The sequence below is a fragment of the Maribacter dokdonensis DSW-8 genome, assembly GCF_001447995.1.
Lineage (GTDB): Bacteria > Bacteroidota > Bacteroidia > Flavobacteriales > Flavobacteriaceae > Maribacter > Maribacter dokdonensis.
In genome coordinates this window covers 2,124,915-2,142,033 of sequence record NZ_LDPE01000001.1, presented here as the reverse complement: position 1 = coordinate 2,142,033, position 17,119 = coordinate 2,124,915, and the positions used below count along the sequence as shown (strand labels likewise).

General features: G+C 36.6%; 15 protein-coding genes. 3 read left to right on the top strand and 12 right to left on the bottom strand.

Features of this window, described 5'->3' with window-relative positions:
* Nucleotides 1-5: 5 nt before the first annotated feature.
* Nucleotides 6-1,499, bottom strand: a complete 1,494-nt coding sequence (locus tag I600_RS09260) for a DUF1800 domain-containing protein (protein WP_058104145.1) — start codon at nucleotides 1,497-1,499, stop codon at nucleotides 6-8.
* A gap of 187 nt (nucleotides 1,500-1,686) precedes the next feature.
* Between I600_RS09260 and I600_RS09255 the strand changes: the two genes are divergently transcribed.
* The gene (locus I600_RS09255; RefSeq protein WP_058104144.1) at nucleotides 1,687-2,046 is read left to right on the top strand and encodes a YraN family protein; all 360 of its coding nucleotides are present in this window, start codon (nucleotides 1,687-1,689) and stop codon (nucleotides 2,044-2,046) included.
* Nucleotides 2,047-2,134: 88 nt separating this feature from the next.
* Entirely contained in the window at nucleotides 2,135-2,794 is a 660-nt protein-coding gene (locus I600_RS09250) for a hypothetical protein (RefSeq protein WP_058104143.1), read from the top strand.
* Here I600_RS09250 and I600_RS09245 read toward each other — a convergent pair.
* The 7 genes from I600_RS09245 to mfd form a co-directional block, all read right to left on the bottom strand.
* Complete coding sequence (locus tag I600_RS09245; RefSeq protein ID WP_058104142.1) at nucleotides 2,791-4,110, bottom strand: TlpA family protein disulfide reductase; 1,320 nt, start codon at nucleotides 4,108-4,110, stop codon at nucleotides 2,791-2,793. The two genes, I600_RS09250 and I600_RS09245, sit on opposite strands and share 4 nt — an antisense overlap.
* A gap of 165 nt (nucleotides 4,111-4,275) precedes the next feature.
* Nucleotides 4,276-4,608: a tellurite resistance TerB family protein gene (locus I600_RS09240; protein WP_157490860.1), complete on the bottom strand. Its 333-nt coding sequence runs from the start codon at nucleotides 4,606-4,608 to the stop codon at nucleotides 4,276-4,278.
* 13 nt (nucleotides 4,609-4,621) lie between these two features.
* The gene (locus I600_RS09235; protein WP_058104140.1) at nucleotides 4,622-4,951 is read right to left on the bottom strand and encodes a hypothetical protein; all 330 of its coding nucleotides are present in this window, start codon (nucleotides 4,949-4,951) and stop codon (nucleotides 4,622-4,624) included.
* Between the two features lie 97 nt (nucleotides 4,952-5,048).
* Nucleotides 5,049-6,323 carry a serine hydrolase domain-containing protein gene (locus tag I600_RS09230; RefSeq protein WP_058104139.1) on the bottom strand — a complete coding sequence of 425 codons (1,275 nt, stop codon included), beginning with the start codon at nucleotides 6,321-6,323 and terminating at the stop codon, nucleotides 5,049-5,051.
* 62 nt (nucleotides 6,324-6,385) lie between these two features.
* Nucleotides 6,386-7,399, bottom strand: a complete 1,014-nt coding sequence (yiaK, locus tag I600_RS09225; RefSeq protein ID WP_209439182.1) for a 3-dehydro-L-gulonate 2-dehydrogenase — start codon at nucleotides 7,397-7,399, stop codon at nucleotides 6,386-6,388.
* A 93-nt stretch (nucleotides 7,400-7,492) separates the two neighbouring features.
* Nucleotides 7,493-7,819 carry a TerB family tellurite resistance protein gene (locus tag I600_RS09220; protein ID WP_058104137.1) on the bottom strand — a complete coding sequence of 109 codons (327 nt, stop codon included), beginning with the start codon at nucleotides 7,817-7,819 and terminating at the stop codon, nucleotides 7,493-7,495.
* Nucleotides 7,820-11,188, bottom strand: coding sequence for a transcription-repair coupling factor (mfd, locus tag I600_RS09215; protein ID WP_058104136.1), 3,369 nt, complete (start codon nucleotides 11,186-11,188; stop codon nucleotides 7,820-7,822).
* A gap of 124 nt (nucleotides 11,189-11,312) precedes the next feature.
* Between mfd and I600_RS09210 the strand changes: the two genes are divergently transcribed.
* Nucleotides 11,313-12,662 carry a dihydrolipoyl dehydrogenase family protein gene (locus tag I600_RS09210; RefSeq protein WP_058104135.1) on the top strand — a complete coding sequence of 450 codons (1,350 nt, stop codon included), beginning with the start codon at nucleotides 11,313-11,315 and terminating at the stop codon, nucleotides 12,660-12,662.
* Here the strand turns inward: I600_RS09210 and I600_RS09205 are convergent.
* From I600_RS09205 to I600_RS09190, 4 genes are all read right to left on the bottom strand, one after another.
* Entirely contained in the window at nucleotides 12,659-13,462 is an 804-nt protein-coding gene (locus tag I600_RS09205) for a hypothetical protein (protein WP_058104134.1), read from the bottom strand. The two genes, I600_RS09210 and I600_RS09205, sit on opposite strands and share 4 nt — an antisense overlap.
* A gap of 58 nt (nucleotides 13,463-13,520) precedes the next feature.
* On the bottom strand, nucleotides 13,521-14,192 hold the full coding sequence (gene pdeM / locus I600_RS09200) for a ligase-associated DNA damage response endonuclease PdeM (RefSeq protein ID WP_058104133.1): 672 nt from the start codon (nucleotides 14,190-14,192) through the stop codon (nucleotides 13,521-13,523).
* Between the two features lie 92 nt (nucleotides 14,193-14,284).
* Nucleotides 14,285-16,756: a ligase-associated DNA damage response DEXH box helicase gene (locus I600_RS09195; protein WP_058104132.1), complete on the bottom strand. Its 2,472-nt coding sequence runs from the start codon at nucleotides 16,754-16,756 to the stop codon at nucleotides 14,285-14,287.
* Nucleotides 16,757-16,859: 103 nt separating this feature from the next.
* Complete coding sequence (locus tag I600_RS09190) at nucleotides 16,860-17,117, bottom strand: GIY-YIG nuclease family protein (RefSeq protein ID WP_317038727.1); 258 nt, start codon at nucleotides 17,115-17,117, stop codon at nucleotides 16,860-16,862.
* Between the last annotated feature and the right edge of the window lie 2 nt (nucleotides 17,118-17,119).

Genomic DNA, 17,119 nt, shown 5'->3' with positions numbered 1-17,119 from the left:
AGGTGTTATTTTAATTGAAACTCAGGTTGTCTCGCTAAATATTGAAAAAGTAGATATACTTGAAAAGGTGCTTGTGGCCAAGTGGCCAAGGTCCAAGATTCTTGGTTGCCACCTTCATAATACACATCTTCAACATCACTCCTGAAAATTGTAAACGCTTTGGCATATTCATCTTCATTTAAAAGTCCTTTGGAGAGAATAAAATCGATTATTAGCCTTGCAACTTCATCTGGGTTAGAACTGGTTAAGCCTGCATTACCGGATATTTCTAAACCAAAAGACCTAAATTGTTCATTATCGGCCATGTAGAAATTCTCTAAAATACTCTCTATGGTAAGCCATCTCCCAATCATAAAATTAGTGTTGATCCAAGATCGGTCTCTTTGCCAACCGGCAACATCAAATGGTTCAAATATCTCTTGACTTAGCAATGCGCTATAATTTACCATTTCGGCTACATTGGTATCGGTATAAGCAAAACCAGATTCGTTGAGCGTGTTAAAATAGAAATCTACAGGGCTCTTTATAATAACCCCAATAGCTTCATCATCAAAAAAATGTTGACTCTTGAATAAAAGTCTTAGAACCGGTGCTAATTCAAAATCATTGGAGACTAAAGTAGCTGCCATGCCATCGATTATAACTTGTGCGTTATTGGCATCATCCCTAGAGTCTGGGTGAACAAAGAATTCGTATAGTTTTCTACAAATAAATTCGGCTATTTCAGGAGCCCTTTGCTCAAAAAGAATATTGATGACATCATCATAGCCCCAATTACCTGTTTGGCCCAAAATGGTTTTACTACCGGCATCGTGCTTGGTAGCATCAAAGGCTACTGGAGAACAACCAATTTCACCACGTTCTACATAACCGCTCAAAGCCTTGGCAGTTTCAATAATATCTTCTTCCGTATAAGCGTTGCCCTCACCTAAAGTAAAGAGCTCATACAACTCCCTTGCATAATTCTCATTGGGGTTGTTACCATTGTTATATACACCATCTAGGTAATACAACATGGCATTTGTAAGCCCTATTTCTCTGGTAAAGGTTCTAAAATTACCTATTGAGTTTCTTTGTAAACATTCTATATATTCATATAAATAGGAGTTGCAGTTATACACCTCTAATTCCGTAACAAAATGGTTACTCCAAAAAAAGCTTAACCTATCTCTTAAATTATTGTTCAACAAGCTATTGGCATATGCTAGCTGAAACTCGTTCTTCTGTTCTCTCTTTAATTGATTACTGGCATCATCATCTTCAGGATAATTCGCATTAGTCCATGTAGCCCAGGTAGGAGCAGTTATCGTGGGCATATTCAACGCTTCATCAACCAACTGATCAACCAAGGTGCCGGCATTTTGTCCCGTAGCTTGGTCTATAGTGGCGACAGAGGCGCTAAACCCTAATCGTCTATATAAATGAGATGCTCTAAGCTGGTCTAAATTAGCTGTATACGGAGCAAGAGTAGAAGTATTACAATTAATGAAATATTCCATAGTCTTAAAATAGGCATTTGTATTACGTTCGTAGAGTTGGGGCTTCTATGCTAAACGTTTCGAAATTTGGTATAGTATTTAAAACTATCTATTTTCGATAATCTGGAATCAAATAACGAGAATTATCCTTATAATGGCGTCGAAATTCCTATATTTTCGATGAATTGCACAATTTGAGCACTACTACATGGGAAAACATAACGAATTTGGAAAGGAAGGAGAACAATTAGCGGTAGACTTCCTTATAAAGAATGGGTATGTCATTTGCTACAAAAATTATAGGTACTTAAAGGCGGAAATAGACATTATCGCTAGAAAGGATGATGTGCTGGCCATTGTTGAAGTCCGATCAAGAAGCTCAGATTTTCTAGAGAATATTGCTGAAACGGTTACACCGAAAAAAATAAAACTATTGGTCATGGCAGCTGACCATTATGTTAACGAGAATAATATGGATGTTGAGGTTCGATTTGATATTATTACCATCCTTAAAAATACCAAACAATTTCAACTTGAACATATAGAATCTGCATTCTTGCATTTTTGAATAATCTACTTAATTAGTAGATTTATATAAAAACATTTTGTTTTATTTATAACAAGTTGTTATATTTGCACAACAACCAGTTATAAAAATGAAAACAATATCGTCAGTCGTTGAAGAGTACATCAAGAAAAAACCATTTTTGCAAAGTGCTCTTGCTCAGGGAATCATCAATCTTACATCGCTATCTAGAATAGTAAAACCAGAAATTGAGCATGAATTAGGTAAGGATATTCGTAATGGTGCAATTGTAATGGCACTAAAACGCTTGTCCGATGACCTGGAATTTAGAGCAACCCACAAAATTCTTAAAGTATTAAAGAATATTGGTGAGATTACCGTAAGGTCTTCTTTGACCGATTATACTTTTTTGGCATCGGACAAAATATTGGTGCACCAAGCTAAGCTTCTTGAAGAGATCAACGATAACCAAGATGTGTTCTATACCTCTAGCCGTGGTGTTAACGAAATAAACATTGTTATTAGCAATGTGATGGACAAAACGGTTGAAAAGCTTTTTAAGGATGAAAAATGTACACAAAAAGCAGAGGAACTTTCTTCCATAACGGTAAAATTACCTGCTGAAAATGTTTCGGTACCCGGAATTTATTATTTTATTTTTCAGCGTTTGGCTTGGGAAGGCATTGTACTTTATGAAGTAATTTCTACAACCAATGAGTTCACTATTCTTGTTAATGACGAACAAGTAGATATGGCATTCAAAACTATTAAGGATTTAAAATCTCTTTAATTTTCTAGAAATTCAACCACCTCTTTATCAGATTCTGGTTTAGCTAAAAATCGCTTTTCGCTATCCAAGATAAAATAGGTTGGTGTACTTTGAATACCAAAGGTTTTGGCATAATCACTTTCCCATTTGCCTAAAGCAATGGCGTGGTTAAATGCAGGTAATGTGGCAGATACTTTTTTCCAATTAATGGCATCGTCCTCTAAACCAACGGCTATTACCTTTAAATCTTCATATTCTTTAAGTTCTTTATGAAGTGTAGGTAGTTCTTTTAGACAGTGAGAACATGTGCTGCTCCAAAAAATAAGTAAGTAGTTTTCTGCTGGGTCAATGGTTGAAAGTGATCTCTTCTTACCATTGATTTCCCAGGTTATATTAGGAGATATTGCACCAATTCTTAATCGTGAAGCCATTTCTAGTTCATCTACAAGTTTTTGGTCATTGTTAGCTATTGCTGCTTTTTTCAAATAATTTTTAAAAATGTAATCTTGAACTTCTGCCATACCGTTGGCATCCGCAATATTCCATAATTGGTGAAATGATCTTACTTGAAAACCTGTAGATGTATTCGCAATTTTAGAAGCGGTAACATTTACATTTTTAATGACTTCTGTAAATAATTGTTCTTTGGTGGTAATATTCACCGGTAATGCTGAGAAAACGTAACTGGCAAATTTATCGGTCAAAAAATTAGAGCCCTGTAGTATAGGATCATTGATAGTTAAATGATCAAAATGATGCTGTTTTTTATTTTTCAGGAAGGTTTCTAGATTCTCATATTCCGTGGGCAAATAACTACGGTTGGCCTTTATGAATTTATGAGCAATAGTATTGGCATGGTTCTCCTCGTATGTATCTTGTAGTGTTTGTAACTCTTTAAGAAGGGCCATGTATTCTTTTTTTGAATCTTTGCCTAGCTCATAATATTCCAATAAACGGTCTTGTGCAGTTGTTATTTTTGAAAAATATTCATTGTACCATTTATTTTCTATTGAGTTGGTTATGGTCAACCCATCTTGAAGGTCAAAATTGAATTTTACCTCTTCTTTTTTATCATAGATGATATCAATATAAAACTCATCTTGTGGTACTGCATAAACTAGTCTGTACATGCCTGCCTGTGCGGTCAAGGGCATTTCTAAGGTAAATGCACCGTCTTTAACAGCGGTGTCTTTACTGTAGCGTTCACCATTGGAGGTGAGCTCATAGGCAATAAGCCATTTAAAATCTTTTGCCGGGGAAAAATTGCCGCTTATAGAACCTTGCGCTTGTATACTTATGGTAATAAAAAAGATGCAAAAACGTAAAAATACTCTCATGCTGAATTAAAAAACAATTATTATACCAATTACCTTGCTAGCACCTGTAAATAAAGATGTTGATTTAAAAGGTATTGTTTTGGTCATTGACGGAGTGAAGATTTTAATATTCACGGTATAAAAGTACTAATAGACCCGCAATTGAAAGCTTTAATTTTGAAAAGGTTATGATAATTCTTTTTCAATTTCCATGTGGCCAAGAGCCTCTGAAATTTTTAGTATTTCTTTTTCATGTACAAAGCCATCTGATAATGCAACTTCATCTAAGAGTTGGGCAAGAGCCTTTTTTTTGGGCAGGGACATTGCACTTAAAATCTTATAGGCTAAATCTTTATTTAAATTACGGGCTTGACCTATAAAGAAACTGTCAAAAGTAAAGCGATCCATTAGTTGGGTAAGAAATTGCATTTCTGCAGGAGCAACCTTGCTATCGGCTAAAATAACATAGTCAACCATTTTTACCACAGCTAGCTTTTCTTCCTTTGTATAATTCATCATACCATACCTTTAGTTATTCCGTTTCTTCGCCTAAGCCTATATTTATAAATGTTTCTATGATTAGATCCATTTCTTTTTTATGAATGGCACCGTCTGAGATAGCAACCTCATCTAAAATTTGGGCCAAAGCTTTCTTTTGGTCATGAGGCAAATTATAAAGGGTAATTAAGGCATTGTCGTAGTCCAATTTCTTTGCACGTTCTAAAAATTTATTATCAAAACCGATAATGTCCTTTAGTTTGTTTAAGGTTTCTAATTCCGCGGGGTGAATTTTACCGTCTGCCTCTATAACCTCATAAATCATTTTTACAAAGGCCGCTTTTACAAAATCTTCAAACTCCATGTGCTTTTTTTTGGAGCTGAAAGATAAGAAAAACAAGAGGATATCTTATTGACTTTAACTACTAGTTATTCACTAATATTATGGAGGCTATATTAACTTAAAAGGGGTAAGGACCATATACTGCATCTCTAAATTGCTTATGTAACCCTATCTGGTCATAAGGAAAAAGTTGTACGAACAATACAGCCGTTAATTGATTTACGGGGTCTACCCAAAATAAGGTAGACGCTGCACCGTCCCAATAAAATTCGCCAACCACACCGTTATTTTCTTCTGGCGTTTTTGGTGGTGCCACCCTAACGGCAAAGTCAATGCCAAAACCAACCTGACCTTTGCTGGGCAACCAAGAACGTTTGGTAACACTATCAGGCAAGTGGTTGGTAGCCATAAGTTTTACCGTTTCTGGTTGTAATACCTGTACGCTATCTAAACTTCCTTGATGGACTAGCATTTGTGCAAAACGCATATAATCATCTAAGGTTGAGGTAAGTCCAGAGCCACCACGTGTAAGTGGCCAATGTGCCGTATAATTACTATAGGTTGTAGTATCTTTAACTAACTCACCTTCACCTTTTCTAATATATAATTTTGAGAATCTATCTCTATCTTTTTTAGGTACGAAATATCTGGTTTCATCCATTTTTAAAGGAGATAATACATGTTGTTGTACGTATTCACCGTAGGGGATTCCTGAAATTCTTTCTACCAATAAAGCTTGTACATCTACACTGGGACCATATTCCCATTGTGCACCTGGCTGAAACCATAAAGGTACTTTTGCCATTTTTTCCGCCATTTGAGTAAGTGTATTTTCTCTATTCATAGCATCTGCCTTGCGAAATAACTTGCTTAGACCAGGAATGTCGTCCCTGTTGGGAAAACCAGCGGTATGCCTGGTTAGATCTCTAATTGAAATTTCTCTCTTAAGTGGTTCGGTTTTCATTTTGCCATTTTCATCTACACCAGCATACACGGTCATATTTTCAAACTCGGGAATGTACTTTGATAAAGGGTCATCTAGTTTGAATTTTCCCTGCTCAAATAAAGTCATTAGAGCCGTACCCGTAATTGGCTTGGTCATGGAGTATATTTGAACTATAGTATTTCTTTGCATTGGTTTTTCTAATGCGATATCGGCATAACCAAAAGCATTATAATATACCTCTTCTCCATTTTCAAAAATGAGTGCAGAAGCACCGGCAATATTTCCAGATTGTACGAAAGCGTTGAGTACCGAGTCTATTCTTGCTTTTACAGTAGTGGTAATTATTTTGTTATGGATTATAACTTTCTCAGGTGCTTTGCCCTTAGGTTCTTCTTTACAAGAGCAAACAATCAATAAGGCGAGTAGTGGGAGTAGAACTTTTTTCATGAACAGTACATTGGTGGTGAAACAGTTAAAGGTATAAAATTATACACTTGACAATTAATTGTTTACGCAATAAGCTCATGAATTTTTTTCCATATTACCGTGTTGACCTGCATTCCTTCTTTAATGGATTTTGACCTTTGTTTTAAAGTTCTTTCCCCTGGGTAGTAGGTTCTGTCTCCCTTTGAGATTGGACTGCTGTCATGGGTAAAACCAATAATTTCGTTTAGTAGTTTTTCTTGAATTTCTGTATCCTTAAAGGTTGATGGGTCTATGCATAGAAATACTTGTGATAACGCGGTTTCATCTTTTTCTAACCCTATTTTATACGTTGAGTTTCCTGCTGACAATAAAGTGGCCAACATATCTAAAATCATTGATAGTGCAGATCCTTTCCAATAGCCAAAGGGTAATGCCTTACCAGAATAAATAATGGCTTTTGGGTCTTTACTTAAATTTCCATCATTATCCCATCCACCGTCAAAAGGTAAATCTTGGTCGTTTAAAGCTAAACTTTGCATTTTCCCGAAAGAGTATTGTGATAGTGCCATGTCTAAAACTACATGTCCATTTTTACGTGGAATACCAATTACTAATGGGTTATTGCCAATCTTATTTTCTTTTCCGCCCCAAGCTGGCATATTAGGTATGGTGTTTGTAAAAAGTATAGAGATGCATCCTTTTTCAGCTGCTTGCCAGGCATAAGTGCCACCGCGCATCCAATGATTGGTATTTTTAAGGGCAACTAAGCCCATGCCGTGCGTTTTAGCCATATCAACAGCCCTGTTCGTACATTTTATGGCGTTGAGTACGCCAGATGCACGGTTGCCATCCCATCTTTCTATACTTCCCATAGCAGTAACTTTACTTGCTGTGGTGTCTATATTAATTAACCCCTTTTTTACGTAATCTATAAATACGGGTATTCTATTGATACCATGGGAATATATGCCATCAATTGTGCTTTCGGTATGTATACGGGCCAATGTTTTTGCCTGTTCTTGTGGAAAATTGTATTTGGTGAACAAAGTCGCCAATACAGTTTGCATTTCTTGTGAAGAAACTATGGTGTGGTTCAAAACGGTTTATTTAAATTCTACCGTTAAGATACATAAGTTGCTACGGATAATAAATTAATATAGAGTCAACACAATTATTGTAACAGGATATAATTAAGCTTTTTTAGAAACGCCTATCTCTGAAAATACATGACGTATTACATCACTTTCCTTTTCATGCACATAGCCATCTGAAATAGCGACTTCTTCTAAGATTTCTGCCAGTTTACTTTTTTTATCTTCAGTCATTTCCTTTAGAATAAGTACACTTTGATCAATGTCTATGGTACGTGCCTGAATTAAGAAATTACTATCAAAATCAATAATGGGCATAAATTTGCTAAGGGCATTAATTTCACCTTCATGTACTTTACCGTCTGCAACGATTACAGAGTCTATAAGATGGACGATCGCCAATTTTTCTGAGATGTCAAATTCCATTTATACTGTTGTTTTTTCTTTACTTTCAAAGGGTCTTAATGCTAAATAAGCTCTGTCAATTGATCTTATACTATCAAAAACCAATAAAAGTCTTAGACCGTTACGGGTCTGTTTTTCTTTGATCTTGCATTGCTGAGCATGTGATTGTACATATTGTAATACTTTGGTAAATGTTGAAGTTTGATAAAAGGCCGATTGTTGGTCACTTATAAAATAACCGATCATTTTACCTTGTTTCATTACAATTTTCTCTAAACCAATGCTGTTAGCAATCCATTTTATACGTACTGAATTCAGTAAATCTTGAGCTTCATCGGGCAATTCGCCAAAACGGTCTACAAGCTGTGCTTCAAATTTTTGAAGGGCTTCCTCATCCTTTACTTGATTCAGTTCTGTATATAACGTTAGTCTTTCTGTTATATTATTGATGTAGTCATCCGGGAAGAGTAATTCAAAATCAGAATCTATCTGTGTTTCTTTTACAAATATCTTTTCTTGCTTGCCTTCAACTTCATCATAAAGGTCTTTAAATTCATTTTCTTTTAATTCTTCAATGGCTTCGGCAAGAATTTTTTGATAGGTTTCAAAACCAATTTCATTGATAAATCCGCTTTGCTCACCACCTAATAGGTCTCCCGCGCCTCTAATCTCCAAATCTTTCATGGCAATGTTAAAACCACTGCCCAGTTCTGTAAATTGTTCTAAAGCCTCAATTCGTTTGCGGGCATCGGTTGTCATTACTTCGTACGGCGGAGTAATAAAATAGCAGAATGCCTTTTTATTACCACGACCAACTCTACCACGCATTTGGTGTAAATCACTTAAACCAAAGTTATTGGCGTTGTTAATGAAAATTGTATTGGCATTGGTTACATCTAAACCGCTTTCCACAATTGTTGTTGAAACCAGAACGTCAAATTCACTGTTCATAAAACCAAGCATTAACGCCTCTAGTTTTTTACCGTCCATTTGACCGTGGCCAATACCTACTTTTGCATCGGGTACCAATCTCTGGATCATACCGGCCACTTCTTTTATGTTTTCAATACGGTTGTGGATAAAGAAGACTTGTCCACCTCTTTCAATCTCATAGCTTACCGCATCCCTAATAGTTTCTTCGTTAAAACGAATTACCTGACTTTCAATAGGGTATCTATTTGGTGGTGCTGTGGTTATGGTAGATAAATCTCTGGCTGCCATCAAACTAAACTGAAGTGTTCTTGGTATTGGAGTAGCCGTCAACGTTAAAACATCTACATTTTCTTTAATTGATTTTAATTTGTCTTTTACGGCAACCCCAAATTTTTGTTCTTCATCTACAATTAAAAGTCCCAAATCTTTGAATTGGACATTTTTGTTGACCAGTTGATGCGTACCAATAATAATATCTACTTTGCCCTCACCTAAACGTTGAATGGTCTCTTTTTTCTCTTTTGCCGTTCTAAACCTATTTAAATAATCTACGGTTACCGGCATATCTTTTAAACGTTCGGAAAAAGTTCTGTGATGTTGAAAAGCCAAAATAGTAGTTGGTACCAAAACAGCAACTTGCTTGCCATTATCCACTGCTTTGAACGCGGCCCTTATGGCTACCTCGGTTTTACCGAAACCTACATCGCCACATATTAAACGGTCCATAGGGCGTTCACTTTCCATATCGCGCTTTACGTCTTCGGTAGCTGAACTTTGATCGGGCGTGTCTTCGTAGATGAACGAAGCTTCTAGTTCATTCTGTAAATAACTGTCTGGATTATATTGGAACCCTTTTTCCAATCTTCTTTTTGCATAGACCTTAATAAGGTTGAAGGCAATTTTCTTGACCCTGGATTTTGTCTTATCCTTTATTTTTTTCCAAGCACCAGAACCAAGTTTGTAAATTTTTGGCGGAGCACCATCCTTACCGTTGAACTTGGATATTTTATGTAAAGAATGTATGCTTACGTATAAAATATCTCGTTCGCCGTACATTAATTTAATGGCTTCTTGCTTTTTACCTTCAACATCTATTTTTTGTAATCCGCCGAATTTTCCAATTCCGTGGTCAATATGGGTTACATAATCACCAATTTCAAGCTTGTTCAGCTCTTTTAACGTTATGGCCTGTTTTTTGGCATAACCGTTCTTTAAGTGGAATTTATGGTAACGTTCAAATATTTGATGGTCAGTATAGCAAACCAGTTTTTGGTCGTCATCTATAAAGCCTTGAAAAAGGGGAGAAACAATGGTTTGGTAATGAACCTGTTGGTTTACTTCTTCAAAAATGTCATGAAAACGTTTTGCCTGCTGTTCACTGGCACAGAATATAAAATTGGTGTATTCTTTGTCTTTATAACCATTTAAGTTTTCGATTAATAAATCGAACTTTTTATTGAAAGATGGTTGAGGTTTTGAGTGAAATTCAACAAGATTGGGCGCATCTTTATGGGCATCTTGACTTAAAACCGTAAAACCGGAAAGTTGCTCCCTAAATTCATTGCCTCCCATAAAAAGTTCTTCGGGCTCGGCATGTTTTATATCTTTTGAGAGTTTTGTAAATGCTTCCTTTGCTTTGCCGAAGAAATCATCTAATCTGTCATATAATAAATCGGTGTTTTTAGCAAATACCAATGTTTTAGAGGCAACATAGGTTAAAAAGCTTTGGCGTTTTTCAACCAAAAACTTATCCGCCATATTTGGCACTATGGTAATTGATTTTATCTTCTCTTTTGAAAGCTGCGACTCTACATCGAAAGTACGTATGCTGTCTATTTCATCTCCAAAAAATTCAATTCTATAGGGTTCATCGTTAGAAAACGAATAGACATCTACAATACCGCCCCTAACTGAAAACTCACCAGGTTCTGTTATGAAATCTACGCGTTTAAACTTATACTCAAAAAGTATTTCATTTAAAAAGTCTAAAGAAAGCGTATCCCCTAACTTCATTTTTAGGGTATTCTTGTCCAATTCTTTTCTGGTGACCACTTTTTCGAACAGCGCATCTGGGTAGGTGACAATTACCGCAGGTTTTTTTCTGGAATTTATTCTGTTCAATACCTCTGCCCGTAAAAGCACATTGGCATTGTCTGTTTCTTCAATTTGATAAGGTCTTCTATAGCTGCCCGGGTAGAATAGCACATGGTCTTCACCAATTAACCGTTCTAGATCGTTAAGGTAGTAGGCCGCCTCTTCTTTATCATTGAATATCGCCAAAAACGGTCGGTCTTCAGATTCGAAAATACTAGAAAGTACAAAGGATAACGATGACCCTACAAGACCTTTCAGTTGAATATTTTTTGTTCCTGATTGTTCAGATTCGGCAATAGCGTTTTGCAGTTTCCCTATTTGGGGAGACTGGGCATACCGTTGTTGGATAGAAGAATGACTCAACAGTTTAAATTTTTGCAAATATACGTATACCTAATTAATGGATACCACTCATTATTATCACATATGGGCTACGCATTACCCTTAAAAAGTTGGAAATTGTGGTGAAGCTAATAAAGTAAGGTTTATGGAAGAGATTGCATTTGATGTTTTTGTAATAGGAAGTGGTATCGCCGGGCAAACTGTGGCAAAATCATGCGTAGAGGCTGGTTTGAAAGTTGCTGTAGCCGATAACCGTGAGTTTGGAGGTACCTGTGCAAACAGAGGTTGTGATCCCAAAAAAATATTATTGGGGGCAATGGAGGCTTATGAACTTAGTAAAAATTTGAAGGGGAAAGGCGTTGCCAAAACACCTAGGATTAACTGGGGCAAGTTGCAAAAGTATAAACGTAATTTCACCGTTAACGTGCCTGTTGCTACAGAGCGGGTTTTAAAAGAGAAAGGCATTCATCTCTTTCACCAATCTCCAAAGTTTATTGATGAGCGAACGTTACTGGTGGAGGGTAAAAAAATAAGTGCCCAAAAAATTGTGATTGCTACAGGGCAAGTACCTAGAAAAATAGAAATTAAGGGCTCAAAACATTTTAAGAATAGTGATGATTTTCTGAACCTTAAAAAATTGCCAGAGCATATTGTTTTTGTCGGTGGTGGTTACATTGGGATGGAGTTTGCCCATATGGCCGCACGCGCAGGAGCAAAGGTCACTGTTGTAGATACTGGTAAACGACCATTACATGCATTTGATCCGGACTTGGTGAAAGCACTGAAAAAGTATTCTGAATCTTTAGGTATTACTTTCATTTTTGAGGCGAAACCAACTTCACTTAAAAAGAAACGAAAGAAACATATTTTAAGCTATGAGGTCAAAGGTGGTATAAAAACTATTGAAGCCCATATGGTTTTTAATACTGCAGGTCGTGTACCGGCATTGGCTGAGCTAGATTTGGATAATGGTAATGTTGATTTTACAGATAGCGGAGTAGTTACCAATGACTTTTTGCAAAGTAAGAGCAATGTCAATGTTTATGCCTGCGGAGATGTGTCTGACAAGAATTTGCCTTTGACCCCTCTTTCTGGAAGACAAGGTTATGTAGTTGCAGAGAATATTATCAATGGAAATAAAAAAGAATTGGAAGTACCAGTAGTACCTTCTGTAGTTTTTACCTTACCAAATTTGGCTACTGTTGGTTATTCTGAAGAAGAAGCCCGTACTAGATATAAAAATATCATTGTTAATTATGAGGTGTCTACAGATTGGTTCAATGCCAAGCGTATAAATGCACCGTTGTATGCGTACAAGGTAATTTTAAACGAAAGAACAAGAGAAATTGTTGGGGCTCACTTAATTGGTCCTAATGCTGGTGAGACCATAAACATTTTTACTATGGCTATAAATAATAAGATGACAGATAGGGATATTAAGTCGACTATTTTTACCTATCCTTCGTGGGTAAATGATATTAAGAGTATGGTTTAATTCTTATCTCTCAATCTTTCTTTCAGTTTTTTAAATGGGTTGGTCTCATGATTTTTCATGGCATGGATCGTAATTGCAACAAAAAGTATAATAACTCCTGTAATAGCTGCATAGGCAATGTACATATTGGACCGGTTGTGTCTTATAAAAATGGCAAATAATGCCCAAATGCCTACCAGGGCAAATTCTCGCATATTTCTTTTCCAAATCATCAATAGATTAATGGTCGTAGCCGCTACAATCATATTGATCGTCCAGGCTTGTTCAGAAAGTATGCCCCCGTTCCAATCTAGTTTACTCAAATATGCCGCAATGTTGGCTATGGTGGCTACAGAAATCCATCCACTATAAAAACATACAGGCCACCAAACAAAAGCTATTGTGGAAATCGGGGCGTCCCAACGTTCCATATTTGTATTAAGAATAATTTTTATCAGTGACAGTAATATCCCGAGCATGATAATAACTGAAAATCCTGTGTAATTGTACATAAAGGCAAACACCCAACAACAGTTCAATATATTGGCTATAAAGAACCAATACCCAGTCTGTTCTATAAAATTACTATTCTTGGTACTGTAGAAGGCTCTCTTTACCTGAAAAATACCATAGCCCAATAAGCCTAGAAATATAATGCCCCATATGGCAAAAGCATATCCGGCAGGGGTAAATAAGTTGTTATAACGCCTACTCATTTCACCTATAGTGGTGTCGTTAAGTGAAAAGGCTTGTGAAATATAATTCACGGCAATTACCAAAACAACAGATACCAAATTAAGTATGGATAACTTTTTTTTCATCCCTATAAAATTATGGTAGATATTTTATAAAGGTATGCCCTTTAGCGTATTAAATGGACTATTTTCGTTTAAACCGCCTTTTTTTCACCTCTTTTATAGGTACGGGTAATACGGCATCACCCAAAAGGGCATAGACTTCACAGCCCTCACAAGGTTCTAGGGTATAAGTGCCCGTAAATTCTCCAAAAGCAGGTAATATCATTTGGTGTTCCGTTTTGTAGAAGCAAGGTAAACGTACCGATTGCCTACCTAATCCACTCAATTTAATAGCAGGGTGAATATGCCCTGAAAAATTGAAGAAACCATCGCGCTCCTCTGGATGATGTGTAAGTAGAAAAGAATCAAGCGTTAATTCTGGAATTACCTTAATATTTAGCGCTTCATATTTCAGCGGAGAAATGATATCGTGATTGCCGCTTACCAATATAATTTCTTGAGATGTAGTTTGCACCCATTGCTCAAAAAGTGACCATTCTATATTTATGGCAGAATGAAACAAATCGCCCAAAAAAAGGATGGATTTTGGTTTAAAATGTTCAACAACCGCTGTTAACGCATCAAAATTTTGCTGTACGGCTTGTTGTGGTACCGCAGCGCCATATTTTCTAAAATGGGAAACCTTACCCAAATGCACATCACTAATTAAAAGTATGGAATGCTTTTCCCAAAATAATGCGCCAGAAAAATGCATTTCAAAAATTTGATCATGTAGGGTAATAGAATGGGTCATTAAGACAAAATTACAAGAAAGTCCGGATAAATAATTTATTTTGATTTCAAGAATAGCAATTCCCCCTTTTGGGGGTTAGGGGGCAAGGTTCTTTATTTCTTCATCAATAAGGCTGCCATTTTCTTAATACGGTCTGCTAGCTTTTCGCTGGACAATTTTTCCCTGCCCATACGATCGGTAATCAGCGGGAAAGAAAACGGGGTAGGTTTTGCGCATTCTTTCCAAACAATTTCTTGCGTGGCAATGCGCTCTAACGATAATCGTAATCTCCCTTCTTCCAATTGGTGCTCAAAGGTTTCCGTAAAGGCTTGTTGAAATAACAAATTATCAGGTTCATAATCTCTAAACACATCGAACAGCAATTGAGAACTACTCTGCAGATGCTTCATTTTAATACCTTTTTTTGGGTATCCAGTAAAGACCATACCACTTATAATGGCAACATCCCTAAATCTTCGGCGAGCCATTTCTGTGGCATTCAGACTTTTTTGCAAATCATCCAGCATAAAATCTGTAGTGAACAGGTCATTGTCCAGCACCTGTTGTACGTCTATGGGTTGGTCAGAAAGTAGTTCAAAACCATAATCATTGAATGCCAACGAAAATGTAATAGGCGATAATAAACTTATGCGATAACCTAATAAACTGCCCATGGCCTCATGAACAAATCTACCTTCAAAAGGGTAGAAGAGGTGGTGATACCCGTCTCTGGTCTTAAAGGTTTCAATTAAAAATTCTGATGGTTTGGGTACAATACTATCTCGTCTTTGCCTTTCAAAAAGTGGTGCCAATGCCCTTATTTCTTCAGATTGATTTTTTATTGGTTCACCCGAGCTATACAGTTCGTTTCTCAATAACTCTGACATTTGTGCGGAAAGAGTGAGTCGGCTCCCCATCCAACTAGAAATTTTGTTGGTTTTCTTATTGCTATTGCGCACCTGCACCGTCATTTCTTTTATTCGGATGAATTCTAGATTTCTACCGGCAAATGTAAACACGTCGCCTTTGTTGAGTTTAGAAACAAAAAACTCTTCTATAGACCCTATATATCCTCCTTTTTGATATTTAACCGATAAGTTTACATCGCCAACAATAGTGCCTATTTGAAAACGATGCCGCATGGCAACACCACGGTTATTGACCTTAAATTTCCCGTCCTCCTCAATTTCTACTTTTTTGTATTCATCATAGTTTTGCAAGCTTTGACTGCCCATAACCAAAAAATTCAATAACCATTGCCATTGGTCTTCTGTCAACGTTTGGTAGCAAAAAGTTTGCTTTACTTCTTGAAAAATTTCTTTAGGGTAGAATCCGTCAGATATTGCCAAGGTGGTCAAATATTGCAAAAGCACATCATAGCTGTTAAGGTAAGGTATACGGTCTTCTACCGTATTCAGCTTTACTGCTTTTTGCAAAGCCGATGCTTCAATAAGTTCAATGGCGTGGGTGGGTAAAAAATAAATGACACTTTCCTTACCGGGACTATGACCACTGCGACCGGCACGTTGTAAAAAACGGGCAACACCTTTGGGTCCTCCTATCTGTACTACCGTTTCTACAGGGGCAAAATCTACTCCAAGATCCAAACTTGAGGTGCAAACCACCGCTTTCAACTGTTCATTGCGAATTGCATTTTCAACCCAAACACGTGTTTCCTTATTAATGCTGCCATGGTGCATTGCCATTTCGCCCGCATATTCTGGGTGCTTTTCCAAGATTTTTTGAAACCAAATTTCACATTGGCTACGGGTATTGGTGAAGAGTAAAGTGGTTTTGCTACTATTGATGATGGGGACAACATCTTCCAAAAGGTGTAAACCTAAATGACCACGCCATGGAAATGTTTCCATTTTTTTGGGAATAATACTTTTAACCGTGATCTTTTTGTTGAGTTTGGCTTTTATGAGCACCGAGTTTTCTATCGTTTTGGAATCAATGCCCAACAAAACATCTCTTGCCTGTTCTAGATTGCCAATGGTTGCAGAGATGCCCCAAATTCTTAATTGCGAGGATATATTTTTTAAACGTGATAAGGCAAGTTCCATTTGTACGCCACGCTTGGTGCCCAATATTTCATGCCATTCATCTACTACAATTGCCGAGCAGTCTTTAAAAATTTTATCATAACCTTTTGTAGCAAGCAGTAACTGAAGACTTTCTGGAGTGGTGATCAGCAGATCGGGCATTTGCTTTTTTTGCTGCGCCCGCTCTTTGGTGGTAGTATCTCCAGAGCGAATACCCACGGTCATCTGTGTGCCCAGGTCTTGCGTAATACGTTCTGCCGATTGCTTAATTTCTTGCGATAATGCACGTAATGGCGTTATCCAAACAGCTTTTAGCCCTTTTTTATGTTTGGTCTTGTAATTAGGATTGCTTTTTATGTAATTTAAAACAATGGGAAACCATAAGGCATAGGTTTTGCCACTACCGGTTGGAGCATTTAGGAGTCCGTCCTTACCTTGTAAAAATGCTCTCCAAGTATCTTTTTGAAACTTGAAGGGTTTCCAGTTTTGTTCCTGAAACCAGTTTTCTGCTATATCGTAGAGTTCTTGTCTTTTTACCATTGCCAGTAAAGCGAAGCAATCTGTTTAATTTATTCTTGAATTTTATTTTTTGTTCCGAAACCTAAAATTTTCATCTAACCAATTAATGGAAAGATCACCCCATTCAGGATTCATTGAGTTTATTAACTCTTCCTTTTTTTTTCCGATTGCCAGCTTTTAATTTCAATTCTCTTTTAAATGCATCTTCTACATTTTCAAATTCCTCAAAATAAACTAGTATATCGCAATTGTATTTCTTGGTGAAAGCATTTGGATATATTCTGCTTTTATGTTCATTTATTCTTCTTTTAATATCATCTGTAGCTCCAACATAAAGAACTGTTTTATTTTTATTGGTTGTTATATAGACATATCCTTTCATTT